Raw genomic sequence first — 24931 nt, 5'->3', positions numbered from 1 at the left:
CGTGTAGTACGAGGTGTACTGGCGGCCAGCCGTGAACGAACCGTACGTGGCGTTCGCGAGGCCGACATAGGCTTGCCGGTTGAACGCCAGACCGGAGACGGACTGCGCGCCGGTTGCACTGTTAAAGCCTTCTTCCAACTGGAAGATCGCCTTCGTGCCGCCGCCCAGATCCTCGGCGCCCTTCAGGCCGAAGCGGCTACCTGCCCAGATGCCGTTGATCATCTTGACCACCGAGTGACCGCCACTCGTCGAACCGAGCGACGTCTGGCTGCTCTGATAGCCGATCCCCGTATCGACGATACCGTACAACGTCACGCTGCTCTGAGCGTGCGCGCCGAGGGCGACCAACCCAAGGGCCGAGGTTGCTAATGCCTTTTTCATTTCTGCTCCTTTGTAAAAAACTTCTTCTTTATGTCTGGCAGTGCCTCACCGGCGCCGACTCTTGATCAAGCGTTCAAAACACCGGATGGCCATTGATCAGGCTAGGCAACCACGTCGAAAACAGCGGTACGTAGGTCACAATGTTGATCGCGCTGAAGATAGCCAGGTAATAAGGCCATGCCACCTTGGTGGTTTCACCTATCGACACATTGCCGATCGCGCAGCCGATGAACTGCACCGAACCGATCGGCGGATGCACGAGGCCCAATGCACAGTTCAGCAAAATCATGATCCCGAACTGCACCGGGCCAACACCGGCATGCATCGCCATCGGCAGGAACAACGGCGTAGTGATCAGGATGTGCGCGGCCATGTCGACGAACGTGCCGAGGAAGATCTGAAGGATGTTGATGTAAAGCAGCATCAACCAGGCGTGACTCGTTGCACCGTCGAGCATGCGTTCGATTGCGTCGGGAATCTCCAGATAGGCCATCTGATAGCGCAGCATGTTCGACACACCGATCAGCAGCAACACCACGCCAGTGGTTTTAGCCGCCTTGGACAGCGCATGAAAGAGCTTCTTCATCGTCATCGAGCGATAAACGACGATGGTCAACACCAGCGAATAAGCCACGGCAATGGCTGCGGCCTCCGTCGCTGTAGCAATGCCCTTGGCCACGCAAACAAGAATGATCGCGATCACCATCAGGCCGGGCAAGGCGCCGAGGAACGTGCGGGCCACCGCGAACCAGCCGGGAAAGCGCTGCAATTCAGTCGAACCGTCAGGACGGCGCGGATAGCCGAACTTGACCGCTTGCCAGTACGCGGCGATGAGCACGAAACCCATCACCCACAGAACCGGCAACAAACCCGAAAACAACAGATCGCCGATCGACACACCGCTCAACTGCTGACCGTTCAACGTCCCGGTGATGCCTTGGGCCGCGAACGCATAGATGATCATGTTCGTCGAGGTGGGCATCAGCGCGCCCGCCAGCGAGGAATGGGTCGTCACATTGACCGCATAGGCCGCGCTATAGCCTTCGCGCTTCATCAGCGGAATGACGACGCCGCCCATCGCGGACGTGTCTGCCGTCGGCGAACCGGACACGCCGCCGAACAACGTGCACGCGACCACATTCGCCATGCCGAGCCCACCGCGGAAATGGCCCACCGTGGCCTGCGCGAAACGCAGGATGCGGTCGGCGATACCGCCGTGCAACATCAACTCGCCGGAGAAAATGAAGAACGGGACCGCGAGGAACGAAAACGCGTTCATGCCCGAAATCATCGACTGCATGGCAGTGGCCGCCGGCAAGCCTTCATATAGATAGGTCAGGACGCACGAGAGTCCTAACGCAAACGAAACAGGAACCCCGAATACGAGGAAAACGAGGAAACTAACTGAGAGGATGGCAAGTTCCATGATTCTTCTATTTTTGTTTCTGTGCGAAAAGCCCCAGCAGGTTCTCAAATGAGAACAGTGCGATGCAGGCGCTGGCAATGATCGGAATGACGTAACGAAGCGCTTCCGGAAGGCCCAGAATCGGAATCTTGTCGTCCATGGTCGTCTCCGCCATCTGCCAGCAGCCGAAGAAGATCGCCACGGCCAGCACGATCAGACAGAGATGCTGGAATGCGTGGGCAAGCACTTGGCCTTTCGGCGGCAATTTCTTGACGAGCGAATCCAGCCCGATATGGCCACCCTCGCGAACCTTCAGCGCGGCGCCGAACATGGCGATCACAATCACCAGCAACAGGGCAATGGGTTCGACAAAATCCGGTGCATCGCTGAAGACATAGCGCATTACGACGCTATAAATCACCAACAGGCACAGCGTGGCGAGACTCACCGACGCCAGGATCACCAGCACGCGGAAGAGAAAATCATTTGGGCGTTTCATGAATCTCATTGACCCCATCCTTGCATACAACGGATTTATTCTTAATCTTCAGGATTCCTGCCAGCCATCACCGGATCAGGAACCCGCGCGGCGGCAAAGGCCTGCAGCACTTCCTGCAAGGTCTTTCGCCGCCGCTCTACTTCCGAATTACTTGACTGCCTGGATTTCGTCGACGATCTGCTTCATTTGCGGCGTCTTCTCGTACTTCGCCCAGACCGGCTGCATCGCCTTCACGAAAGCAGGACGGTCGATCTGCGCGGCGGCAATGATCGTCGCGCCGCCCTTGGTGACCGTCTTGGCCGCATCGGCTTCGCGCGCGGTCCACAGCTTCTCGTAGTAAGGCACCGAGTCAGCCGCCGCCTTCTTGATGATCTCCTGCTCCTGTGGCGTCAGTGTGTCCCACACCTTCTTGGAGAACACCAGGACTTCCGGCGTCATTGAATGCTGGGTTTCGGAATAGACCTGCGCGACTTCGAAGTGCTTGGTCTCTTCGTACGACGGCAGGTTGTTTTCCGCGCCATCCACGAGGCCCGTCTTCAGGCCCGTATAGACTTCGGCAAACGGCATCGGCGTCGGCGTGCCGCCCATCGCCTTGATTTCATCGACCATCAGGTCCGAAGGCTGCACGCGCACCTTGAGGCCCTTCATGTCGGCGGGCGAATGGATGGCTTTCTTCGCATACATCGAGCGCGCGCCGCTCTCATAGAACGTCAGCGCGATCATGCCCTTCGCCGTGAAGGCGTCGAGAATCTTCTGGCCTTCCGGGCCGTACATCACTTTGCGGAAATGGTCGATGTCGCGAAACAGGAACGGCAGCGACGGAATCATCGATTCGGGGACGATCTCGTTGAACGCCGCACCGTTGGCGCGCGCCATGTCCAGTGCGCCGATGCGCACCTGATCGATCGTGTCATTTTCAGAACCCAGCGCGCTGTTGCCGAAGACCTTCACGGAATCTTTGCCACCGGTTGCCTTGCTGATTTCTTCACCCATGTATTTCACGGCCATATTGGTCGGATAGGTGTCGCCATGCACGTCCGACACACGAAACACGCGCGCGTGAGCCGACACGGTGCTGAACGCCAGCACGGAGGCCGCGACAATCATCGAGACACGGGAAGAGGCAAACTTCTTGTTCATCGTGACATTCCTTGAAAAATAGATCATCCAATCGGTTGCGGATGCTGCGACATGGTTTTAATGCGTCTCCCGGCTCAAGAAAAATGCCGCTCATTTTTCTCTGCCGTACGATCACCGCCCTTTCGGGTGGCGAGAGTTTTAACGTACTGGCCTGCGCGATATCCCCGACACAGATCCTCAGCACTCCTCTCGGACAACTCGACTTCTTTACTTCGACTGCATCGGTGTGAACCTCGCGCGAGTGGGTCACGCGCGCAGAAAACGCTGCCCTCTTTGTCCAACCGACAAAGCTATCTCGAAAGGAGTTTGTTTGGGCTCATATGTTGTACGACGACATATGAAGTCTATAAAACGTAATCTGAGTTGTACAGCCGGTATTTACCCGCACCACAGCAGGTTTAACGTAAAAGTTTCCGGGCCGAAAACAGGCTAAAAGGCAATACAGAAGGGAAATCGAGCAGAATCCGTGTCTCGTGGCTTTATATTTTTCGTAGAGAGGAAGATGACTCGAAAGTGGCATTTATGCCACTATGTTGTACGACAAGTGATGAATAAAAGGCTGCCACTGTTTGGCGCCGGCATGCTAATTGCCGACGCCACTCCTTTCACACACGTCGCTTTTCAGAGTTCGCCCGCGTATTCCGGCTCAGGCAGGCTGCTCACGCCGGGGCGAACAGCAAAGAGATGGCCGTCGTGTTCGCTCGCGCCAGTCGCGGGGCGAATCGACGTCACGAACAGCGTGTCCAGGTTCTTGCCGCCGAACGCGCACATCGCCGGCTTCACGGCCGGCACGGCAATCTGCCGATCGAGCTTGCCTTGTGGGGTAAAGCGCAGCAGCAAGCCCGCATCGTTCGCGCAAATCCAGTAGCAGCCATCCGCATCCACCGCAGCGCCGTCCGGCCGCCCGGCGTAATCATGCAGGTCGGCGAAGACGCGCCGGTTACGCGGCTCGCCCGCTTCGATGTCGTAATCGAATGCCCAGATTTGCCGGCGCAGAGGATGCGAGTCCGACAGATACATCGTGGTTCCATCGGGCGACCACGCCAGACCGTTCTGCGTAATCAAGGCGTCGACGACTGGCGCTGACAAGACACCGCGCTCATCGAAACGATAGAGCGCGCCCGCAGGAACGGCAGCCGCCATGTCCTGCACCATCGTGCCGGACCAGAAGCGCCCTTGCCGGTCGCAACGGCCGTCGTTGAAGCGCATATCGTCGAACGCGAAGACCGGCGCGGCGAGCTTTCTGCCCGTCACCTTTACCGGTTCGCCGTCGCCGGGCGCGCCTTCAGTCAGCGTGACCGCGAAGAGCCCCGTTTCACAGCCCGCCAGCACCGTGCCGCGACGATCGAAGGCGATGCACGCCACCTTCTCCGGCAATTGCCACTCGGCGCGCTCTCCCGAATCGGGCTGCAGCCGCACGATCTTTTGCGCAGGAATATCCACCCAGTAGAGCGCCTGTTCCGCGGCACGCCACACCGGGCTCTCGCCGACCGACGCGGGCGCCTGCCCTGGCGCCTCGACACGTTCCACCCGCGGGTTCGCCATGGCGCTCACCGCTTCGGCTCCATCGGTCCGGCCAGCACGAACGGGCCACCCTGGAAATGCTGCGTCGGATCACCGAGATCGGTGGTGGGCGCCGTGACCGGGAAAAGGTGTTCGAACTCGATCGAACTGTCCTGCGGACGAAAGCCGAGGAATGCCGCCTTGGTGTTATCGACCCACTTGGTCCGGTTATCCGAGACGCCATAAACGATCGCGTGCCCAACCCGGTTCGTGAACAGCGAGCAGCGCACCAGTTCGATAAAGTCGCGGAAGCTCAGATAGGTGACGAGCATGCGCGGATTCTTCGGCTGCTCGAACGACGAGCCGATCCGCAGGCACACCGTCTCGAGACCGAAGCGATCGAAGTAATAGCGCGACAGCGATTCGCCGAAGCACTTCGTCACGCCGTACAGGCTGTCCGGACGAAGCGGCGCATCGATATCAACCACCGACGTCGTCGGATGAAAACCCACGGCATGGTTCGAGCTCGCATACACGATGCGCTTCACGCCCTGCTTCTGCGCCGCCGAATAGAGGTTGTACAGGCCGCGAATGTTCGCTTCGAGCAGATCTTCGAACGGCGCCTCGATGGAAATGCCGCCAAGGTGAACAACGGCATCCACGCCTTCGAGCAGCGCGTGAACGGCGGCCTCGTCCGCGAGGTCCACGATCGACGCTTCTTCGTGTGCCGCCACGTCGCCGAGCGGCGCGATATCGGTGACGCGCACGACGTCGGCCCACGCGGCGAGCGCACCGCGCAACTGCTTGCCAAGATTGCCGGCAGCGCCGGTGAGCAGAAGACGGCGGAAAGGTTTCTGCGCCGCCGTGCGGTCAAGGTTCGAGTCAGTCATGTCCTGGTCTTTATCGTGATTACTATTAGTACTGTCAGGTCACCGGCGCCGGATTGAACAGCGTCAACGCATTATGGAGTTTGAGCTTCTCCGCGCAGGTCTCCTTACGTCCGCTTGCGACGTCGAGCATCAGGCGGAACAGCTCCCAACCCACGTCTTCAATCGTCGCCACGCCGGTTGCAATGGTACCGGCGTTGATGTCCATCAGATCATGCCAGCGGCGCGCGAGATCGGAGCGCGTCGCGACCTTGATGACGGGCACTTCCGCGAGGCTGTACGGCGTGCCGCGGCCCGTGGTGAACACATGCAGGTTGATGCCTGCCGCCACCTGCAACGTGCCGCAGATGAAATCGCTGGCCGGTGTGGCCGCGTAAATCAGGCCCTTCTGCTTGACCTTTTCACCTGGCGACAACACGCCGGAGATGGCCGAGTTGCCCGACTTGATGATCGAACCCATCGCCTTTTCAACGATGTTCGACAAGCCGCCCTTCTTGTTGCCCGGCGTCGTGTTGGCACTACGGTCCGCGCCGCCGCGCTTCAGATAATCGTCGTACCACTGCATCTCGCGGATGATCGCAGCCGCCACCTCCGCGTTGGCCGCGCGCGCCGTCAGTTGATCGACACCGTCGCGCACTTCAGTGACTTCGGAGAACATCACCGTCGCACCGGCGCGCACCAGCAAGTCGGTCGCGAAACCCACCGCGGGGTTCGCCGTCAGCCCGGAAAATGCATCGCTGCCGCCGCATTGCACACCGACCACCAGATCAGCGGCCGGGCAAGTCTCGCGGCGGCGATTGTTCAACCGCTTCAGATGGCCGTCGGCCATTCTCATGATCGACTCGATCATCGACTGGAAGCCGACGTGCGCTTCGTCCTGAAGCACCACCACGTCGCCGTTCAGATCGGCCTCGACGTCACCGATGTCAGCCACTTCGGCGACATTCGCAGCAGCGGCAATCGGGATCGTGCCCGGCGGCATCAGGCGTTCCGGCTGCAGCTTCTCGCAACCGAGGCTGACCATCATCACTTCACCGCCGAAATTCGGATTCAGACTGATGTTGCGTACGGTGCGGATCGGCACCATCGCGTCCGGCGCGTCGATCGCGACGCCGCAACCATAGGTGTGCCCGAGACTCACGACATCGTCGACGTTCGGGTAGCGCGGCAGCAGTTCGGCCTTGATGCGCGTGACCGCATGCTGAACCACATCGGCCACGCATTGCACCGTGGTCGTAATCGCCAGGATGTTGCGCGAGCCCACCGAGCCGTCGGCATTGCGATAGCCCTCGAACGTGAAGCCTTCCAGCGGCGGCATCTCCGGCGCCTTGATGGTCGCGATCGGCAGGTCTTCCAGTCCGGGCGGACTCGGCATGCGGATCACATGTTCGTTGATCCAACTGCCCTTCGGCAAGGCCTTGAGCGCGTAACCGATCACCACGTTGTAGCGGATGACCTCGTCGCCTTCCGCGAGATCGGCCAGCGCGACTTTGTGCCCTTGCGGAACACGCTCGCGCAGCGCAATGCCATCGGGAAACACGGCGCCCTCACCCAGACCGCCGTCGTTGACGACGATTGCGACATTGTCATTGGGGTGAACGCGAATGTAGAGCGGGGTTTGTTCCATTGCATCGATCCTTATGGCGGTTTCACGCCTGCTGCATCATCCATTCATACGTCATCCTACAACATGAAAGATGACTTGGACGTTCCGTATTTACCCTATGGCGTGCATTATGCCGTGAAAACACCGTTGAGTTAGCCGATTTGTTGTTGTACGATGACGTATAAGAAATCTCCATTTCTCAATACCGCCCCAATTCGACGCCCTGGATACTCATCATGACGACACCGCAAGAACTGAAACAGATCGTTTCCGAAGGCCTTCTGTCCTTCCCCGTTACCGACTTCGACGAACAAGGCGATTTCCGCGCCGATACCTATGCCGAGCGCCTCGAATGGCTCGCGCCTTACGGCGCTTCGGCGCTGTTCGTCGCCGGCGGCACGGGCGAATTCTTCTCGCTCACGCATAACGACTACTCGAACGTCGTGCGCACGGCAACGGAAGTCTGCAAGGGCAAGGTACCGATCCTCGCCGGCGCCGGCGGCCCGACCCGCGTGGCGATCGCCTACGCACAGGAAGCCGAACGTCACGGCGCGAACGGCATTCTGCTGATGCCGCACTACCTGACCGAAGCGTGTCAGGAAGGCATCGCGGCCCACGCAGAAGAAGTCTGCAAGTCCGTGCCGAACATGGGCGTGATCATCTACAACCGCGCGAACTCCAAGCTTAACGCCGACATGCTCGAAGGGCTGGCCGAACGCTGCCCCAACCTGATCGGTTTCAAGGACGGCGTGGGTGAGATCGAGAACATGGTGTCGATCCGCCGCCGCCTCGGCGACCGCTTCTCGTACCTCGGCGGCCTGCCTACCGCTGAAGTCTACGCCGCAGCCTACAAGGCGCTGGGCGTGCCGGTGTACTCGTCGGCCGTGTTCAACTTCATCCCGAAGACCGCGATGGACTTCTACCGCGCGATTGCCGCGGACGACCACGCGACCGTCGGCAAGCTGATCGACGAATTCTTCCTGCCGTATCTTGCGATCCGTAACCGCCGCCAGGGCTACGCGGTCAGCATCGTGAAGGCCGGCGCGAAGCTGGTCGGCCACAGCGCGGGTCCGGTGCGCGCACCGCTGACCGATCTGACCGAAGACGAGATGGCGCAACTCGACGTGCTGATCAAGAAGCTCGGCGCGCAGTAACGCAGTACGGCGCGAGGCCGTGCGAACCGGGGTCGCGCGCACGGCACCGCACAGGGCGCCCGGGACGGCAACGTCGCCGGGCGTTTTTTGACTGCGGTTTGGTACTGCGGTCTTTACCGTGCTTTTTGCTGCCTCTACGCCTCGCGCTTCCCGCGAAGGAGCGACGGTCCGAGCAGCCGGCAGCGCCGATTGCGGCCCGACGCCTGGGAGTTCACTCCCTTGTAAAAGATTCAGGAGACAAGCATGGAAATGAGCCGCACGGCGAGCCCCGCCCACGCTGCGAAACGAACCAAAGTCCGCTACGCGATTCTGCTGCTGATCTTTCTGATCACGACGCTCAATTACGCGGACCGCGCCACGCTTTCGGTGACCGGCTCCGCGATGCGCGCCGAGTTCGGCCTCGACGCGATCAAGATGGGCTACATCTTCTCCGCGTTCAGTTGGGCCTACGTTCTGTCGCAATTGCCGGCAGGCTGGCTGCTCGACCGTTTCGGCGCGCGGCGCGTCTACGCGGCGAGCATTTTCCTGTGGTCACTGTTCACGCTGCTGCAAAGCTCGATCGGTCTGCTGGGTAGCGCAGCCGCAGCCGTGACCGCGCTGTTCGTGCTGCGCTTCGCAATGGGTGCGGCTGAATCGCCAGCGTTTCCGGCCAACGCCAAGGTTGTCGCGAGTTGGTTCCCCACGAACGAACGCGGCACCGCCTCCGCCATCTTCAATTCAGCGCAATACTTCGCGGCGGTGATCTTCACGCCGCTGATGGCATGGCTGACCCATGCGTTCGGCTGGCATACGGTCTACCTCGTCATGGGCGCGACCGGACTGTTACTTGCCCTCACCTGGCTGAAGGTGATGAAGAATCCCGCCGACCACCCACGCGTCTCGCGCGCCGAACTCGACTACATCGAACAGGGCGGCGGCGTGGTGAACGGGCACAAGAAAGCAGCCCGGGCTGAGGACATCGCCGGCGCCGGCGGCTGGTCACTGGTGCGTCAACTGCTGAGCAACCGCATGCTGCTCGGCGTCTATCTCGCGCAGTACTGCATCAACGTGCTGACCTACTTCTTCCTGACCTGGTTTCCGATCTACCTCGTGCAGGCGCGCGGCATGACGATTCTGCAAGCGGGCCTGGTGGCATCCCTGCCCGCGATTTGCGGATTCTCCGGTGGCGTGCTCGGCGGCATCCTGTCCGACGGGCTGATCCGGCGCGGACATTCGCTCACGATCGCGCGCAAGGTGCCGATTGTCGGCGGGATGCTGCTGTCGGTGTGCATCATCGGCTGCAACTACGTGTCGACCGACTGGATCGTCGTCGCGCTCATGTCGCTCGCATTCTTCGGCAAAGGCATCGGCGCGCTCGGCTGGGCCGTCGTGGCGGATACGTCGCCGAAGGAGGCACTCGGTTTGTCGGGCGCCATCTTCAATATGTTCGGCAATGTCGCCGGTATCGTGACGCCCATCGTGATCGGCTATCTCGTCGCGACGACCGGGTCGTTCAACGGCGCGCTGGTTTTCGTCGGCCTGAACGCCTTGCTGACGGTGTTCAGCTACCTCGTGATCGTGAAAGACATCAAACGGGTCGAACTGCGCCAGGGCTAGCAGCCAGGCGGTTATCGTACTTCCGCGGGCGGCCGCCGAACAACGCGGCTTGCCCGTCAGCTGCCTGAAACCGGGCATCGGCACCAGGTCTGACATCGATACCGAAAATGATCCGGCGTTTATATAATCAGTCGTCAGACGACGGTATAATGGATCACAGGAAGTACCTGCAACTATCTGATTTAAGGGGCGTTTTCGATGGCTACACCACTGGCATCCGCGGTACTGCCACGACGCGCGCGTAATCTTGCCGAGTTTGTCGTCAGCTACGTCACCGAGCAAATTGCGTCCAACGCCTTGAAGCCCGGCGACAAACTGCCGACCGAATCGCAATTGATGGTTACGTTGAGCGTGAGCCGCACTGTCATCCGTGAAGCGATTTCACGCTTGCAGGCGGGCAAGATCATTGAGACGCGCCACGGCATCGGCAGCTTTGTGCTGGAACCGCAGCGCGAAAAGCTGGGCATCGACATGGTGCCCGCCACCACGTTGCGCGACGTGCTTTCGATTCTCGAACTGCGCATCAGCCTCGAAACGGAATGCGCGGGTCTGGCGGCTCAACGGGCCAAGCCGGACGACCTCGCGCGCATGCGCGCCGCGCTCGACGCGATCGAAGCCACCCGCCACAACGGGCTGGATAGCGTCGACGCCGACCTGCAGTTCCATATCTCCGTGGCGCGTGCAACCGGCAACCGGTATTTCGTCGACATCCTGACGCAAATGGGCAGTGCGCTGATTCCGCGCAACCGGCTCGACTCGGCGGGAATCGCGCGTGCCGAGCCCGACGCTTATCTGTCGCTCGTCAACCTGGAGCACGAAAGCATTCTCGAGGCGATCACCCGGCACGATGCCGAAGGGGCGCGCGCGGCAATGCGCATGCACCTGTCCAACAGCCGCGAGCGGCTACGGCGCGCCAACGAAACCGCTGAAGCAAACAGCTAATTCTTTGCGCTGACGCTGAGCAAGCGCTGATTCGTCGCGCGGGACGCAGAAAAAATGGCCGGAATATCCCGGCCATTTTTTATCTCACGCGGCGCCCACTTCGGCGCCGCTCACGCATCGTTTAGCTGCGTGTGATCTCGCCATCACGGCGACGCCACAAGTCCAGCGGATTACCGTCGGCCAGCGACTCCGGCAACAGATCGGCCGGGAAATCCTGATAGCACACGGGACGCAGGAAGCGCTCGATCGACGTCGTCCCCACTGACGTCGCCCGGCTATCGGACGTGGCCGGGAACGGGCCGCCGTGCACCATCGCGTGTGAAACTTCAACGCCCGTCGGGAAACCGTTGACCAGAATCCGCCCGGCCTTGCGCTCGAGGAGCGGCACCAGCTTCTTCGCCGCCGGTAGATCGGCGCTATCCATCTGCACCGTGGCGGTCAACTGACCGGCAAAGTGTTCGGCAACGGCCAGCATCTCCTGCTCGTCCTTGCAACGCACGATCGTCGACGCAGGCCCGAATACCTCGTCCTCCAGAGCCGGCGTGGACAGGAAAGTCAGCGCATCGGTCACGAACAAGGCCGCGCGAGCCTGCGTCGGCCCCGTTGCCTCAACGCCGCGCGCCACCGCCTCGACGCCCCGGGTCGCCTCCAGCTTGTCCTCGCCCTCTTCGTAGGCCGCATGAATGCCGGCGGTCAGCATGGTCTGGGCGGGCTTGCCGCTCAGCGCCTCGGACGCCGTTGCAACGAAGCCTTTGAGTGCCTCGCTGTCGACAGCGATCGCCAGCCCCGGGTTGGTACAGAACTGCCCCGCGCCGAGCACCAGCGAATCGACAAAGCCACGCGCGATGGTCTCACCGCGTTGCGCCAGCGCATTCGACAGGAGGAACACCGGGTTGATGCTGCTCATTTCCGCGTAGACCGGAATCGGCTCGGCCCGGGCGGCCGCGACGCGCATCAGCGACGTACCGCCTGCCCGTGAACCCGTGAAACCCACCGCCTTGATCGCCGGATGCGCAACCAGCGCTTCACCGACGGAGTTGCCAGCGCCGACGATCATCGAGAACACGCCTTCAGGCAAGTCCATGTCTCGCGCAACCTGCTGAATCACACGGCCGACCATCTCGGAGGTGCCCAGGTGAGCGCGATGCGCCTTCACCACCACCGGGCAGCCCGCCGCGAGCGCCGCAGCGGTATCGCCGCCCGCCACCGAAAACGCGAGCGGGAAGTTGCTGGCGCCGAACACCGCGACCGGGCCCAGCGGAATCTTTTGCATCCGCAGGTCGGAGCGCGGCAAAGGCTTACGCTCGGGCAACGGCGAATCGAGCGTTGCGGCGAGCCATTGGCCGGCGCGCACGACTTGCGCGAACAGTTTGAGCTGGCCGGTCGTACGGCCGCGCTCACCTTCGAGACGCGCTTTCGGCAGACCCGACTCTTCGTGCGCGCGCTGGATCAGCGCGTCGCCGAGCGCCGTGATGCCATCGGCGATACGATCGAGAAACTCGGCGCGCACGCTGAGCGGCAGATGCCGGTATGGGTCGAACGCTTGCTGCGCGAGTTCGCAGGCGAGTTCGACATTCGCGACCGAACCGCTGCCGAACACCGGCTCGGCGATGTCGGATCCCGTGGCGGGATTGAACGCACGCAAGGGTTTTTCCTCGCCGCGCACTGCTTTGCGACCAATCAGCATTTCGCCGGTAATAGACATTTCGCTTTCCTTGGATGGACGTCTCAGATATAGGTCATCCTACAACACAGAGAGGTCCGCGCGCAACCCGAAACCCTTGTCACACGAGGAATTCGGGTTTACGTGGCCGTTACAATCAAACAGGTCAGTGCTAATCTTCATTTAGAGGTACGACAACTTATAACATTCGGTTTGGCCCCACCCCATCAGAGCATGCCCGGTTAATCGCAGTCCGAGGAGACATCCCATGACAGCCGCCACGCCTTACCAGCCCTTACCCAATAGCTTTCGCCGCGCCGTCTGCGGTGGCGAAACCCTGATCGGCTGCTGGGCCTCCCTCGCCAGTCCGATTGTCACGGAACTGCTCGGCATTGTCGGCTTCGACTGGATGCTGCTGGATGCCGAACACGCGCCGAACGACGTGCTGACGCTGATCCCCCAGTTGATGGCGCTCAAGGACAGCCCGAGTGCGCCTGTGGTGCGGCCGCCGGCCAACGACAGCGTGTTCATCAAGCGGCTCCTCGATAGCGGCTTCTCGAATTTTCTGGTGCCGTTCGTCGACAGCGGCGAAGACGCGGCCCGCGCCGTCGCCGCGACGCGTTACCCGCCGCAGGGTATTCGCGGCGTCTCGGTGAGCCAACGGGGCAATCGCTATGCGACGGTCGCCAATTACTTCGACATCGCCAACGACAACGTCTGCGTCATCGTTCAGATCGAAAGCCGCAAGGCCGTCGACAACATTGACGAAATTCTCGCCGTGGACGGCGTCGATGCCGTTTTCGTCGGACCGTCCGATCTCGCGGCTGCTTATGGCCACATCGGCAACCCGGGTCATCCCGACGTGCAGCAGGCCATTGCGCGCGTCTTCGAGCGTGCGCAGGCCGCGGGCAAGCCGAGCGGCATCCTCGCGCCGGCGCAAGCCGACGCGGAACGCTATATCGCGATGGGCTGCCGCGTCGTCGCCGTGTGTGCGGATATGGGGCTGCTGAAAACCGCCGCGCAGACCGTTCAAAAACACTTCATGCAGAAATAGGCGGACCGGAAGTAGAGACGGCCGCCATGACATCTCCGGAGAATTCCATGCAAAAAGCAGGCTTTATCGGACTCGGCATCATGGGCAAGCCCATGGCCGCCAACCTTCTCAAGAACGGCGTGGCCCTCGCGGCGTTTACGCGCAGCGGCGTGCCCGACGATCTCATCCAGGCCGGCGCGGTTGCGTGTGACAGCCCCGCCGCCGTGGCCGCGCATGCCAACGTGATCTTCGTCATGGTGCCGGACACGCCGGACGTCGAACGCGTGCTGTTCGGCGAACACGGCCTCGCCGACGCCTTGCGCCCGGGGCAAATAGTGGTCGACATGAGCTCGATTTCGCCGATGGCCACCCGCGACTTCGCGGCCCGTGTGCGCGAGCACGGCGCGGACTATCTGGATGCGCCGGTTTCCGGCGGCGAAGTCGGCGCGAAGGCCGGTTCGTTGACCATCATGGTGGGCGGCGAAACGGCGAGCTTCGATAGTGTCAAGCCGCTCTTCGACATGATGGGCAAGAATGTCACACTGATCGGCGCTGTCGGCGCGGGCCAGGTGTGCAAGGTGGCCAATCAGGTGATCGTCGCCGCGACGATCGAGGCTGTCGGCGAGGCGTTGCTGCTCGCCTCCAAAGCCGGCGTCGATCCGGCGCGCGTACGCGAAGCACTCATGGGCGGCTTTGCGTCCTCGCGCATTCTCGAAGTGCACGGTGAACGAATGACGAAGCGCACTTTCGATCCGGGCTTCCGGATCGAGCTTCATCAGAAGGATCTGAATCTCGCGCTCTCGACGGCTCAGGCGCTCGGCGTTTCCTTGCCGAATACGGCCACCTGCCAGGCGCTATTCAATGCCTGTGTCGCGCATGGCGGCAAAGCGTGGGATCACTCCGCCATGGTGCGCGCACTCGAAATACTCGCCAATCACGAAATCGGCCAGCAACCCGCCTGAACCCATAGACCCTACTCCGGGCGCCGCTCCACCTGCTCTATGTCGATAGAGAAGATGGAACGGCGCATCCGCGCGTTCACGGCCTGAGCTAACGAATCTCAACAACGACGGTTTCGTACTCGCTTTTATCGCTTCATTACAAATATTAAGGATAACTTACAACTAGCGATGCTGTTTCGATATCTATTGCTGATTCGGGCGACGGATTGAAGAACCGCGCCTCATCGAGTACTGACGATTACTCACAACGCCCGTAAGGGGCAAGGAGACATCCGTGGCAACTAAAGATAAAAACAACGGCAAGCCGGCAACATCGAGAATCCGCGGCCAGGACGAACCGAATTCACCTAAACGCAGAGCGTTTATCGTGCTCGCAGGAACCTCCGCAGGCGCAACGCTGCTAGGTGGCCTGTCCGCCTGCGGCGGTAGCAGCACCTCGCCAAGCTCCACGACGCCAGCGTCGACTGCCCCCACCACACCGCCCGTGGCTGCGGACCCGATCTGGGGGCCGACCGGCCAGGCAACAGCCATCATCAACAAGCTCGCCGGCATCACCACGTCGACGTTCCCGGCTGTTGATTTTCAGGTGACGAGCTACGGCGCACGGACGCTGCTGGCATCCGCCTTGATCCAGGCGAGCGCGTGGCCCGGTGGCGCGATTCCATGGGTGGCGGGCTCGCAGGCCGCGACGTCGCCGCAAAGCCCTGGCTCGAACGTGATGGTGCCGTGGGACATGACGGACACGACGTACGATTCGTACTCCGCGTTCAATGCCGCGATTCAGGCCGCGCACGCGGCGGGCGGCGGCCGCGTGGTGGTGCCTGCCGGCAATTGGTATTGCGGCGGCCCGATCATGCTCCTGAGCAACGTGAATTTCCATTTGAGCTCCGGCTGCACGATCTATTTCAGCCCGAACCCGGCTGACTACGCGAAGAATGGTCCGTACCCGACGGCGAACGGCAATCTGTACTGGTCGCGCTGGCAGGCAAACGACTGTCTGAACTTCGCCGCGCCGATCTATGCGTACCAGCAGAACAACATCGCGCTGACCGCCGACGACAACACCTGCGTGTTGAACGGTCAGGCAATGACGCCGATGCAGTTGAGCACCCAGCCGCCGGTGTCGTGCTGGTGGACGTTCAAGGGCACGAGTAACGCGTACGGTTACGTCAAACCAGCTTCGGGGGGCGCGCCGGTTTCGCAAGCCGACGCCAACACGGGCGCCACCGCCTACTCGGCCAACGGCGCCGCCTACCCTGGCAACACCGCCTTGACGAGTCTGCCCGCTTCCCAGATCACGAATCCGCAGGCCAACGTGTCATTCACGAATCAGGATGGCACCACGACGACGCTGCTGAAACTGCTCACGGCCTCGGGCTGGAATCAGGATCAGAACTATCTGCCCGCGCTGTCTGAACTCGGCGTGCCGGTGCTGCAGCGCATCTTCGGCATGGGCCATTTTCTACGGCCGTGCATGGTCGAGTTCATCGGCTGCAGCAACGTACTGCTGCAGAACTACCACACGCAGAACACGCCGTTCTGGCAGCATCATCCGACCGATTGCACGAACGTGGTGATCGACGGCGTGTTTGCGGACAGCATCGGCCCGAACAACGACGGCTTCGACCCGGATGCGTGTAACTACGTGCTTGTGCAGAATGTTCAGTTCAACACCGGCGACGACTGCATCGCGATCAAGTCCGGCAAGTGCCTCGACACGGAATACGGCCCGATGCAGAACATCGTGGTCCAGAACTGCACGATGCAGAGTGGCCACGGCGGGCTCACGATCGGCAGCGAAATGAGCGCGGGCGTGGAAAACGTCTACGCCCGCAATCTGACGATGCAGAACGAGAATTGGGCGAGCAATCCGCTGAACATCGCGCTTCGCTTCAAGACCAACATGAACCGCGGCGGGTTCATCAACAACGTGTGGATCAATGGCGTAACGCTGCCCAACGGCGTGAACCTGACGGGGAAATACGGCGGCGGCTCGCTGGCCTCGACCGTTCCGGGCACGGTCCCCGGCACGGGCACGGTCGGTCTCGCGGCCAACCCGTCTACCGGCCAGGGCGGGCTGATCACGTTCGACTGCGATTACAGCCCCTCGGGCGATGCGGTGCGCTGGAACCCGGCGACGATCAACAACGTCAACATCACGAACGTGAACGCGACCAACACATCGGGCGCGGTGAGCTACGCGCTGACTTCAGGCTTCTCCGCAACGTCGGGTTCGTGCTTCCAGGCGATCGTCGCGCAAGGCCCGGTGGCTGCGGACTACAACGGTCCGCTGCCTGTCCCTACGGTGCAGCCGATCACCGGCGTGACGATCTCGAACTGCAACCTGGGGACGCCGATCTGCACGGGGCCGGCAACGACGACCACGCCAGGGCCGGTCTTCGTGAACAACGTGAAATCCATCACGCTTAGCAACGTGGTGATTGGTGGCGTCACGTATAACAGCGCGCTGGCAGGCTGACGGACACGCGGTTTCCGGCGTTTACCATGCCGGAGACCGCGCGTGATCATCGGTTCGACGACTTGCAACACGACGGTCGTCGATCAGTGTTTGGCAGGATGGCAAAAAAATGGCGGCGCCCTCGGGCGCCGCCATTTTTCCCGCCATTTGTCATTACCCGCCGCGATTCGCGACCGGCCCTAATCCCATTACCCAGAGTTACCCAGGATTACTCAGGACTAGGGATTACTTACTTCGCTCCGGCACTCGCTGCCACCCAGCGCGGATCGGGCGCCTTATCACTGCTTCGGGCCAGCAGGCACACCACAGCAGCCGCAATGATGTCGAACACCGCCAGCACCACAAACAACGGGCTGTAGCCGATCTGCGTGACCAGCACGCCGAACAGCGCCGTGAACGCTGCGGCGCCCAGGTAACCCGCCATGCCGCCCATGCCCGTGGCAGTGGCGACTTCGTTCTTGCCGAACATGTCGGACGTGATGGCGTACAGCGCACCCGACAGGGTCTGGTGGGCAAAGCCGCCGACGCACAGCAGCGCAACGGCCGCATAAGGACTCGCCACCAGCCCGACGCAGGCCGGCCCGATCATGCAAAGCGCGCCAACGACGAAGACCAACTTGCGCGACGTGAACAGCGAAACCTTCGCGTACTTATGAAACAGCGGGCTGAGGTAGCCGCCGAGCACGCAGCCGATATCCGCAGCCAGAAACGGCATCCACGCGTACAGCGCGACTTCCTTCAGGTTCATGTGGCGCTCGGTCATCATGTACAGCGGAATCCAGGCGTTGAAAGTCTGCCAGGCCGGCTCAGAAAGGATCCGCGGAATGCCGATCGCCCAGAAGTCGCGGCTGCCGAGCATAGCAACCCAGTTGCGTTTGACCGCGCCGGCGTCGCTGTGCTTCGCCTCCTGCCCACTGAGGATGTAATCGCGCTCGGCGTCGCTCAACAGCTTCTGTTTCTGCGGGTGCTTGTACAGCAGCATCCACAGCACGCTCCAGACAATCCCCGCCACGCCGACGATCAGGAAAGCCCATTGCCATTGGCCGTGCAACAGCGCCCACACGACCAGCGGCGGCGCCAGCAGCGCGCCCACGGACGAGCCGATATTGAACCAGCCGATTGCAACGGAGCGCTCCTTGGCCGGGAACCACTCGCTCGTCGCCTTGACGCCGGCCGGGATGCCCGCCGCTTCAGCGATACCGAGTATGCCGCGGAAGAACGCCAGGCTGCGCCAGCCCGTCGACCATGCCGCCGCGGCGCAGGCCAGCGACCAGGCCAGCGCGAACGCCGCAAAGCCGAGCTTGGTGCCGACAGTGTCGAGCACGTAGCCCGCAACCGGTTGCATGAACGCATAGCAAAGCTGCCACGCCACCACGACGTGCGAATACTGCGCGGTCGTGATATTGAGGTCCTTCATCAGCGTCGGTGCCGCCACCGACAACGTATTGCGCGCGAGGTAATTGATGATGAGCCCGGCCGCGACCAGACTGACCATCCACCAGCGGATGCCCTTGATTTTCATGACTACGTCTCCTTCTATTCTTTAACCAATCAGGACGGCCGGCCCGCGCTGTCGTCGCTCACTTTTTCGTCGCGCGAGTAATCGATGCCGACAAAGCTGCCACCCTGGTAACGCTGACACAATGCGTCGAGCGGATTCGGCCGTGGCAGGATTTCCTCGGCATAGGCCTCGGCGTCCTGGGTCGGCTGATAACCGAGGCGCGCGGCGCCGCTGTTGTCCCACCAGCTCCGTTTGTTGGCCGACACGCCCCACACGGTGATGAAACCGACGTCCTCTGCCTCGACACAGCGGTCGAGGAAATGCAGCAGGTCGCGATGACCGAACCAGGTACTCAAGTGTCTCTGCTCGGTCGGTCGCTCAAGACAACTGCCGATGCGCACGCAAATACTCTCGATGCCATGCTTGTCCCAATACATGCGCGCCAGTGCTTCGCCCCACACCTTGCTCAAGCCGTAGAAGCCGTCCGGGCGGAGCGCGCAGTCGAGATCGAGATGTTCGGTGACCGGATACATGCCAATCGCATGATTGGAGCTGGCAAACACCACGCGCCTGACGCCTTGCCGCCGCGCGCCTTCGTAGACCTCGACCAGCGCGCGCAGGTTGTTGTCGATGATTTCCGGCAGCGGACGTTCCACGCTCGTGCCGGCGAAGTGGATCAATACGTCGACGCCATCCAGCAAACGATCGACGACGGCGGGGTCGCGCAAGTCGCCGTGCATCACGTCCTCGCCTTCCACTAGCGGAACCAGAGCCCTGGAACCCGCGGCCGAACGCAGGGAGATGCCGCGCGCGATCAACGCTGCACGGACTACCGAGCCGAGCTGTCCGCCGGCCCCACTCAGGGCAATCTTCTTCATAAGGTTCCTTTACAGCGCTGCGCGCGATTGAGCTGGAGGACGGCAAGGGTCGAGCCGTGACGGCATCCGACTGAGAACAGTCACTAGTTGTACGATAACGTACTATCTTCGATTCCAAGGCCAATTTCAACCAGGCACTTACCCGTACTAGTCTTTGTGACTTGGCAATTTATCGTTAGTAAACAAGTATGTACGAGTCGCCTAAATTTATATGACGTCGTATAACATCAAACGTAAATTAGCACGAGTCATACGCGATCCAGCGCACGCTTGGGTCGCTTGGGTCGCTTGGGTCGCTTGGGTCGCTTGGGTCGCTTGGGTCGCTTGGCTCGCTTGGCTCGCTTGGCTCGATTGGCTCGATTGGCTCGATTGGCTCGATTGGCTCGATGCTCAAGCGCGTGCTGTCGGACGCGCGTAGACTTGACGCGCATTCGCGCGATCGAACTGCGGCGCGCCCCCGGCGACGTGGCCCTTCCCACTACGATCTATTTTCAGCTCAACGGCTCCCCATGCCCGACACCAACCGTTCCGTACTTTCCGTCGCCGTGCCTGCCGAATCCGGCGTGGCCCGCCTGTACGATGCCCCGGACCTCGCGGACGCGTACGCCGTCCGCTTGCCGGACGACGCCATTGACGATCCAGAATTACTCGCGCGCTTTCTGTTCGCGCACCAGGCAGGATGGGTTGCAAAGCTGCTGACGCTGCGCGATGCGCTGGTCGGCCGCTTCGGGATCAAGACGGCGAAGCAGTTGCGCGCGGCAGGTTCGCACGTCGCCAGAGAACGGGTCGACATCTTCAGAATCTATACGCGCAGCGCGCGCGAGATCATCCTCGGCGAGAACGACAGCCATCTCGACTTCCGGCTTTCGGTGTTGCAGCAAACGCGCGATACGCACGAGGGCCGCGCGCGCTATTTGATCCTGTCCACCGTCGTGCACTGCCACAATGGGCTCGGTCGTTTCTATATCCTCGCCATCGCACCATTCCACCGGCTGGTGGTTCGCTCATCATTGCGCCGGGCGGCGCGCATCGGCTGGCCGACGGCCTGAGCGACGCCGTCATAGCCGGGCACGGGTACGGCTGACGCAAGGCAATCGCCGCACGCCGCCGCACTCGCACTCGCACTCGCACTCGCACTCGCACTCGCACTCGCTACATCAGCGTATTACGCGCTGATAAATTCCAGCAGATCGGCATTCACCTTGTCCGCCTCGACGGTACACATGCCGTGCTGCCCGCCCGGGTAGACCTTGAGCGTGGCGTTCTTCACGATCTTCGCCGTCTTGCGGCCTGCCGCATCGATCGGCACGATCTGGTCGTCGTCGCCATGCAGGACCAGCGTCGGCACGTCGATCTTCTTCAGGTCTTCTGTGTAGTCGACTTCGGAGAATTGCTTGATGCAGTCGTACAGCCCCTTGATCGAACCGACCATGCCTTGCGCCCAGAACGAATCGATCACGCCTTGCGACACCTTCGCGTTCGGACGGTTGTAGCCGTAAAACGGCAGCGCCAGATCTTTGAAAAACTGCGAACGATCGTCGACCACGCCCTTGCGGATGCCGTCGAACACATCGATCGGCGTGCCCTCGGGGTTACCTTCCGTCTTGAGCATCAGCGGCGGCACTGCGCCGATCAGCACAGCCTTCGCCACGCGCTTCGTGCCGTGCCGGCCGATGTAGTGCGCGACCTCCCCGCCGCCGGTCGAATGGCCGACCATCGTGGCGTCCTGCAGGTCGAGGTGCTCGATCAGCGCGGCAAGATCGTCGGCATAGGTATCCATGTCGTTGCCGTCCCACGTCTGCGCTGAACGGCCATGACTGCGCCGGTCATGCGCGATCACGCGAAAGCCTTTGCTGCCGAGGAACAGCATCTGCGCGTCCCAGGCGTCCGCGGACAACGGCCAACCGTGGGAGAAGACAACCGGGCGGCCTGTGCCCCAGTCCTTGTAGAAGATTTCCGTACCGTCTTTCGTGGTGATCGTGCTCATCTGCTGACTCCTTCTGGATGAAGTCTGCCGCTGCCGGCAGGTGGATGAAGCATGCCTCTCAAACCATTCGGACGATACGATTCGTGCCATCCGACGAAAACCGTTAACAGCGAATGCAGGACGAACTCGATGCGCGTAGGGGCGGAACATGGGAGAAAACCGACCGGCGATACACGGCAGGGATGATTACTCAAGCATGACACGGCCTGCAACACACTTTGATGACGGACGTACGAAGAACCGAATCGGTTCACGCGGCCTTCGAAATAACTAGCAGGTATGAAACAGCGAATGTCGATGCGGCGCTCGTCTATCTCGAGCATGCGGTGACGCTGGAGGAGCCGCCGGTTAGCAGCTTGCATGGTAGAAGCAAACTAGCCTGATGGCTAGCTGACAGGCTAATAGAAAGTCGGCACGAACGGAGCTATTGTCGGTTGATGACGAGCGGACCTTGATCCGTTACGTCCATTCAGTCAGCCGATGCCAAAGGAGACCTTCACCGTGCCGCGCCCGATATCGCGTTCCGCACGACTCAATCTAGCCGAACAGCTTAGTTGCGCCAACGCCGTCGTAACCGCTCATCGCGATCCTGCCTTCGCCCTCTTTCCGTCGTTCGATTCCGTTGCCGAGCAATGCCTCCGCCCTTAGCTGAATGACAGCAGCAAACGGCAAGGCGGCCTGCTTGCGCATAAATAACATATTTGTTATCATGAATTCCAATGGCATTTACGATCGACTTCTACAACGAAAAGGTCAAAGTGAACGTTGCCTCCTTGCCGAAAACGCTGCTTGCACGCTTCATCGCGCTGGCTGATCGCATGGAGGAATACGGCCCAAACCTCGGCGAGCCGCATACCGCGTCAATGGGTGGTGGCTTGTTCGAGATGCGCCTCAAAGGCGCGGAGGGCATCGCCAGAGTCTTCTACTGCTCGATCGTGGAACGGAAAATCGTCATGCTTCACAGCTTCGTGAAGAAGTCGCAACACACGCCGCGTAACGAACTGGACGTGGCGCGCAAAAGACTGCTGGAGATCAGAAATGGCAACCTATAAGGCAATGCGCGAACGGGCGATCGCCGATCCCGAAGTACGTGCCGAATACGAGCGGCTGAACCGCGAAGAATTCGCGCTGCTCGACCAGATGCTCGCCGCGCGCCGCGAAGCCGGCTTGACGCAGGCGCAAGTCGCCGAGCGCATGGGCACGAAAGCGCCCGCCATCACCCGGCTGGAACGGGCCCTTGCTTCGGGGCAACACTCGCCCTCTATCGACACGTTGCGCAGATACGCGGCGGCGTGTGGCAAGCAACTGTTTATCTCGATCGCGTAGCCGGTGTGCTCGTAGCGTTGAGCGCTCGCGGCCCTTACTCCTGCGGCTCCTGCGGCTCCTGCGCTTCGATCGCCTGCTTCACACGTATCAATTCGACCGCATGCGCCTTCTGATCTTTCTGTATGCGCTCGGTCGGGCCCACGACTGAAAGTCCGTACAGGTCCCCTCCAATCGTCAAAGCGACCGCGATCGCCGATAACTCCGGCGCGCTCTCGCCGAGATTGGCGCACCAGCCCTTAGCCTTTGCAACCGCCGCTTGCGCAACGAGCGCGGGCAGGTCGGCAACGGTCGCAGCGGTGAAGCGTTCAAACGACAGTTGCGCGCCCAGTGACTGCTGAGCGGCGGCATCGAGCTCACCGAAAATCACCTTGCCGATCGAATTGGCGTGCAAGGGCCGCAACTCGCCGGGCGCGCGCGTGTAGCGAATCGCCTTGGTCGATTCAACCACATCGAGATACACCACGGCTGTGCCGTGAATCTTGCCGAGCACCGCCGTCTCACCACTCGCGTCGCGCAATTCGACGAGCCGCGGATGAACCATCTCGACGATCGGATCGACCGCATTGATGGCGTTTGCGAGCAACTGCAAGCGTCGCGTCGGATAGTAGCCGCCGCGTTTTCTGACCTCGTACAGATAGCCGCGGCTCACCAGCGTGCGGGCAAGCGCGAGACAACTGGACACCGGTGCGTTCAGCAAACGCGCGAGTTCAGTGAGCGGCAGCGGCCGTTGCTCGGCGGCGAACAATTCGAACAGGTCTAACGTGCGGGCAACGAGTTTGACATCCATGGCGGTGGGGTGTAACGCTCAGTACGACTTCGGCAGGCCCAGCACTTGCTCCGCGATGAAACACATGATCATCTGCGGGCTCACCGGGGCGAGCCTCGGAATCATACACTCCCGCAGATAGCGTTCAACGTGATATTCCTTCGCATAGCCCATCCCGCCGAGCGTGGCGATCGCAGTCTGGCATGACTGGAACGCGGCTTCCGCTGCGAGATACTTGGCCGCGTTGGCTTCCGCGCCGCAGGGCTGGCCGGCGTCGTAGAGCGAGGCGGCTTTGAACACCATCAGGTTGGCCGCTTCGAGCTGCATCCAGGCTTGGGCGAGTGGATGCTGGATCGCCTGGTTCTGGCCGATCGGCCGGCCAAACACCACGCGCTCCTTCGCGTACTGTGTCGCGCGTTTCAACGCGACCTGACCGAGACCGACCGCTTCGGCGGCAATCAGGATGCGTTCGGGGTTCAGGCCATGCAGCAGATAGCGAAAGCCCGCGCCTTCGTCGCCAATGCGGTCTTCAACAGGCACGCGCAGGTTATCGATGAACAGCATGTTCGAATCGACCGCCTTGCGGCCCATCTTCTCGATTTCGCGCACTTCCACGCGCTCGCGATCGAGGTCGGTATAGAACAGCGTGAGACCATCGGTCGGTTTGGCGGCCTGCTCGAGCGGCGTGGTGCGCGCGATGATCAGCATCTTGCTCGCGACCTGGGCCGTGGAGATCCAGATCTTGCGGCCGGTCAGCACGTAGTGGTCGCCGTCGCGCACGGCCTGGGTTTTCAGATGCGTGGTGTCAAGACCGGCGTCCGGTTCGGTAACCGCGAAGCAGGCCTTGTCGCGGCCCTCGATCAGCGGCGGCAAAAAGCGGCGCTTCTGTTCTTCGTTGCCGAACACCTGCACCGGGTTCAGCCCGAAGATGTTCATATGCACCGCCGAGGCTCCCGACAAGCCCGCACCCGAGCCACTGATCGTGCGCATCATGAGCGCGGCCTCGGTCATGCCGAGACCCGAGCCGCCATATTCCGGCGCCATCGCGATACCGAGCCAGCCGGCATCGGCCAGCGTGCGATGGAAGTCGTGTGGAAAACCGCCGTCGCGATCGCGGGCGAGCCAGTATTCGTCGTCGTATTTTTCGCAGAGCTTTTCGATCGCGGCCTGGATCGATTGCTGGTCTTCGGTGAGATCGAAATTCATATCAACATCCTCAGTTG

At 61.5% G+C, this 24931-nt stretch carries 23 protein-coding genes; 9 read left to right on the top strand and 14 right to left on the bottom strand.

All coding sequences use genetic code 11. The features are described 5' to 3' along the window. The 7 genes from PQQ96_RS17855 to garD form a co-directional block, all read right to left on the bottom strand. Positions 1–381 (bottom strand): porin (locus PQQ96_RS17855; RefSeq protein WP_408294326.1); only part of this gene is annotated, 381 nt, incomplete at its 3' end. Between the two features lie 73 nt (positions 382–454). Beyond that, positions 455–1807 (bottom strand): TRAP transporter large permease, encoded by a 1353-nt coding sequence (locus tag PQQ96_RS17850; protein ID WP_408294324.1) that lies wholly within the window; start codon positions 1805–1807, stop codon positions 455–457. Between the two features lie 7 nt (positions 1808–1814). Next, on the bottom strand, positions 1815–2294 hold the full coding sequence (locus PQQ96_RS17845; protein ID WP_408294339.1) for a TRAP transporter small permease: 480 nt from the start codon (positions 2292–2294) through the stop codon (positions 1815–1817). Between the two features lie 138 nt (positions 2295–2432). After that, positions 2433–3425, bottom strand: a complete 993-nt coding sequence (locus PQQ96_RS17840) for a TRAP transporter substrate-binding protein (RefSeq protein ID WP_074287792.1) — start codon at positions 3423–3425, stop codon at positions 2433–2435. A gap of 621 nt (positions 3426–4046) precedes the next feature. Then, on the bottom strand, positions 4047–4979 hold the full coding sequence (locus PQQ96_RS17835; protein WP_408294321.1) for an SMP-30/gluconolactonase/LRE family protein: 933 nt from the start codon (positions 4977–4979) through the stop codon (positions 4047–4049). After that, the gene (locus PQQ96_RS17830) at positions 4976–5818 is read right to left on the bottom strand and encodes an NAD-dependent epimerase/dehydratase family protein (RefSeq protein WP_408294319.1); all 843 of its coding nucleotides are present in this window, start codon (positions 5816–5818) and stop codon (positions 4976–4978) included. Before PQQ96_RS17830 ends, PQQ96_RS17835 begins: the two co-directional genes overlap by 4 nt. A 34-nt stretch (positions 5819–5852) precedes the next feature. Next, positions 5853–7442 (bottom strand): galactarate dehydratase, encoded by a 1590-nt coding sequence (gene garD, locus PQQ96_RS17825; RefSeq protein ID WP_408294317.1) that lies wholly within the window; start codon positions 7440–7442, stop codon positions 5853–5855. 215 nt (positions 7443–7657) lie between these two features. Here garD and kdgD point away from each other — a divergent pair, with 215 nt between their 5' ends. The 3 genes from kdgD to PQQ96_RS17810 all read left to right on the top strand — a co-directional run bounded on the left by kdgD (position 7658) and on the right by PQQ96_RS17810 (position 11113). Further along, complete coding sequence (gene kdgD, locus PQQ96_RS17820; protein WP_120307990.1) at positions 7658–8575, top strand: 5-dehydro-4-deoxyglucarate dehydratase; 918 nt, start codon at positions 7658–7660, stop codon at positions 8573–8575. Positions 8576–8818: 243 nt separating this feature from the next. Then, on the top strand, positions 8819–10171 hold the full coding sequence (locus PQQ96_RS17815; RefSeq protein WP_408294313.1) for an MFS transporter: 1353 nt from the start codon (positions 8819–8821) through the stop codon (positions 10169–10171). Positions 10172–10369: 198 nt separating this feature from the next. Next, positions 10370–11113: a FadR/GntR family transcriptional regulator gene (locus PQQ96_RS17810; RefSeq protein ID WP_408294311.1), complete on the top strand. Its 744-nt coding sequence runs from the start codon at positions 10370–10372 to the stop codon at positions 11111–11113. Between the two features lie 121 nt (positions 11114–11234). Here the strand turns inward: PQQ96_RS17810 and PQQ96_RS17805 are convergent, their stop codons facing one another. Next, positions 11235–12818: an aldehyde dehydrogenase (NADP(+)) gene (locus PQQ96_RS17805; RefSeq protein WP_408294310.1), complete on the bottom strand. Its 1584-nt coding sequence runs from the start codon at positions 12816–12818 to the stop codon at positions 11235–11237. A gap of 226 nt (positions 12819–13044) precedes the next feature. On the opposite strand from PQQ96_RS17805, the gene garL reads away from it, so the two are divergent. The 3 genes from garL to PQQ96_RS17790 all read left to right on the top strand — a co-directional run bounded on the left by garL (position 13045) and on the right by PQQ96_RS17790 (position 17250). Next, a complete protein-coding gene (gene garL / locus PQQ96_RS17800; RefSeq protein WP_408294307.1) occupies positions 13045–13830 on the top strand; it encodes a 2-dehydro-3-deoxyglucarate aldolase in 786 nt (261 codons plus the stop codon). Positions 13831–13856: 26 nt separating this feature from the next. Then, positions 13857–14771 carry a 2-hydroxy-3-oxopropionate reductase gene (locus PQQ96_RS17795; RefSeq protein WP_408294305.1) on the top strand — a complete coding sequence of 305 codons (915 nt, stop codon included), beginning with the start codon at positions 13857–13859 and terminating at the stop codon, positions 14769–14771. 274 nt (positions 14772–15045) lie between these two features. Continuing rightward, positions 15046–17250 (top strand): glycoside hydrolase family 28 protein, encoded by a 2205-nt coding sequence (locus tag PQQ96_RS17790; protein WP_408294302.1) that lies wholly within the window; start codon positions 15046–15048, stop codon positions 17248–17250. Positions 17251–17479: 229 nt separating this feature from the next. On the opposite strand, the gene PQQ96_RS17785 is transcribed toward PQQ96_RS17790, so the two are convergent. Further along, positions 17480–18772, bottom strand: coding sequence for an MFS transporter (locus PQQ96_RS17785; protein WP_408294300.1), 1293 nt, complete (start codon positions 18770–18772; stop codon positions 17480–17482). Positions 18773–18801: 29 nt separating this feature from the next. Continuing rightward, positions 18802–19629 (bottom strand): NAD-dependent epimerase/dehydratase family protein, encoded by an 828-nt coding sequence (locus tag PQQ96_RS17780; protein WP_408294297.1) that lies wholly within the window; start codon positions 19627–19629, stop codon positions 18802–18804. A 509-nt stretch (positions 19630–20138) separates the two neighbouring features. On the opposite strand from PQQ96_RS17780, the gene PQQ96_RS17775 reads away from it, so the two are divergent. After that, on the top strand, positions 20139–20678 hold the full coding sequence (locus tag PQQ96_RS17775) for a DUF2867 domain-containing protein (RefSeq protein WP_408294336.1): 540 nt from the start codon (positions 20139–20141) through the stop codon (positions 20676–20678). A 116-nt stretch (positions 20679–20794) separates the two neighbouring features. On the opposite strand, the gene PQQ96_RS17770 is transcribed toward PQQ96_RS17775, so the two are convergent. After that, positions 20795–21616: an alpha/beta fold hydrolase gene (locus PQQ96_RS17770; RefSeq protein WP_408294294.1), complete on the bottom strand. Its 822-nt coding sequence runs from the start codon at positions 21614–21616 to the stop codon at positions 20795–20797. A gap of 537 nt (positions 21617–22153) precedes the next feature. Next, the gene (locus tag PQQ96_RS17765; protein WP_408294291.1) at positions 22154–22342 is read right to left on the bottom strand and encodes a hypothetical protein; all 189 of its coding nucleotides are present in this window, start codon (positions 22340–22342) and stop codon (positions 22154–22156) included. On the opposite strand from PQQ96_RS17765, the gene PQQ96_RS17760 reads away from it, so the two are divergent. Continuing rightward, positions 22336–22668, top strand: a complete 333-nt coding sequence (locus PQQ96_RS17760) for a type II toxin-antitoxin system RelE/ParE family toxin (protein WP_159004922.1) — start codon at positions 22336–22338, stop codon at positions 22666–22668. The two genes, PQQ96_RS17765 and PQQ96_RS17760, sit on opposite strands and share 7 nt — an antisense overlap. Continuing rightward, positions 22655–22942 carry a helix-turn-helix domain-containing protein gene (locus PQQ96_RS17755; RefSeq protein WP_408294288.1) on the top strand — a complete coding sequence of 96 codons (288 nt, stop codon included), beginning with the start codon at positions 22655–22657 and terminating at the stop codon, positions 22940–22942. The genes PQQ96_RS17760 and PQQ96_RS17755 overlap by 14 nt, the downstream gene beginning before the upstream one ends. Before the next feature lie 34 nt (positions 22943–22976). Here the strand turns inward: PQQ96_RS17755 and PQQ96_RS17750 are convergent, their stop codons facing one another. After that, entirely contained in the window at positions 22977–23729 is a 753-nt protein-coding gene (locus tag PQQ96_RS17750) for an IclR family transcriptional regulator (protein WP_408294285.1), read from the bottom strand. 18 nt (positions 23730–23747) lie between these two features. Next, a complete protein-coding gene (locus PQQ96_RS17745; RefSeq protein WP_408294282.1) occupies positions 23748–24914 on the bottom strand; it encodes an acyl-CoA dehydrogenase family protein in 1167 nt (388 codons plus the stop codon). Positions 24915–24931: the final 17 nt, after the last annotated feature.

It is taken from the genome of Paraburkholderia sediminicola, assembly GCF_046027825.1.
Lineage (GTDB): Bacteria > Pseudomonadota > Gammaproteobacteria > Burkholderiales > Burkholderiaceae > Paraburkholderia > Paraburkholderia sediminicola_D.
This window is presented reverse-complemented; position numbering and strand designations above follow the sequence as displayed.

Excerpts from the sequence above, each read along its gene's own strand:
- PQQ96_RS17850 (WP_408294324.1), bottom strand. The coding sequence starts at position 1,807 with ATGGAACTTGCCATCCTCTCAGTTAGTTTCCTCGTTTTCCTCGTATTC.
- PQQ96_RS17845 (WP_408294339.1), bottom strand. The coding sequence starts at position 2,294 with ATGAGATTCATGAAACGCCCAAATGATTTTCTCTTCCGCGTGCTGGTG.
- PQQ96_RS17840 (WP_074287792.1), bottom strand. The coding sequence starts at position 3,425 with ATGAACAAGAAGTTTGCCTCTTCCCGTGTCTCGATGATTGTCGCGGCC.
- PQQ96_RS17830 (WP_408294319.1), bottom strand. The coding sequence starts at position 5,818 with ATGACTGACTCGAACCTTGACCGCACGGCGGCGCAGAAACCTTTCCGC.
- garD (WP_408294317.1), bottom strand. The coding sequence starts at position 7,442 with ATGGAACAAACCCCGCTCTACATTCGCGTTCACCCCAATGACAATGTC.
- kdgD (WP_120307990.1), top strand. The coding sequence starts at position 7,658 with ATGACGACACCGCAAGAACTGAAACAGATCGTTTCCGAAGGCCTTCTG.
- PQQ96_RS17815 (WP_408294313.1), top strand. The coding sequence starts at position 8,819 with ATGGAAATGAGCCGCACGGCGAGCCCCGCCCACGCTGCGAAACGAACC.
- PQQ96_RS17810 (WP_408294311.1), top strand. The coding sequence starts at position 10,370 with ATGGCTACACCACTGGCATCCGCGGTACTGCCACGACGCGCGCGTAAT.
- PQQ96_RS17805 (WP_408294310.1), bottom strand. The coding sequence starts at position 12,818 with ATGTCTATTACCGGCGAAATGCTGATTGGTCGCAAAGCAGTGCGCGGC.
- garL (WP_408294307.1), top strand. The coding sequence starts at position 13,045 with ATGACAGCCGCCACGCCTTACCAGCCCTTACCCAATAGCTTTCGCCGC.
- PQQ96_RS17795 (WP_408294305.1), top strand. The coding sequence starts at position 13,857 with ATGACATCTCCGGAGAATTCCATGCAAAAAGCAGGCTTTATCGGACTC.
- PQQ96_RS17785 (WP_408294300.1), bottom strand. The coding sequence starts at position 18,772 with ATGAAAATCAAGGGCATCCGCTGGTGGATGGTCAGTCTGGTCGCGGCC.
- PQQ96_RS17780 (WP_408294297.1), bottom strand. The coding sequence starts at position 19,629 with ATGAAGAAGATTGCCCTGAGTGGGGCCGGCGGACAGCTCGGCTCGGTA.
- PQQ96_RS17775 (WP_408294336.1), top strand. The coding sequence starts at position 20,139 with ATGCCCGACACCAACCGTTCCGTACTTTCCGTCGCCGTGCCTGCCGAA.
- PQQ96_RS17770 (WP_408294294.1), bottom strand. The coding sequence starts at position 21,616 with ATGAGCACGATCACCACGAAAGACGGTACGGAAATCTTCTACAAGGAC.
- PQQ96_RS17760 (WP_159004922.1), top strand. The coding sequence starts at position 22,336 with ATGGCATTTACGATCGACTTCTACAACGAAAAGGTCAAAGTGAACGTT.
- PQQ96_RS17765 (WP_408294291.1), bottom strand. The coding sequence starts at position 22,342 with ATGCCATTGGAATTCATGATAACAAATATGTTATTTATGCGCAAGCAG.
- PQQ96_RS17755 (WP_408294288.1), top strand. The coding sequence starts at position 22,655 with ATGGCAACCTATAAGGCAATGCGCGAACGGGCGATCGCCGATCCCGAA.
- PQQ96_RS17750 (WP_408294285.1), bottom strand. The coding sequence starts at position 23,729 with ATGGATGTCAAACTCGTTGCCCGCACGTTAGACCTGTTCGAATTGTTC.
- PQQ96_RS17745 (WP_408294282.1), bottom strand. The coding sequence starts at position 24,914 with ATGAATTTCGATCTCACCGAAGACCAGCAATCGATCCAGGCCGCGATC.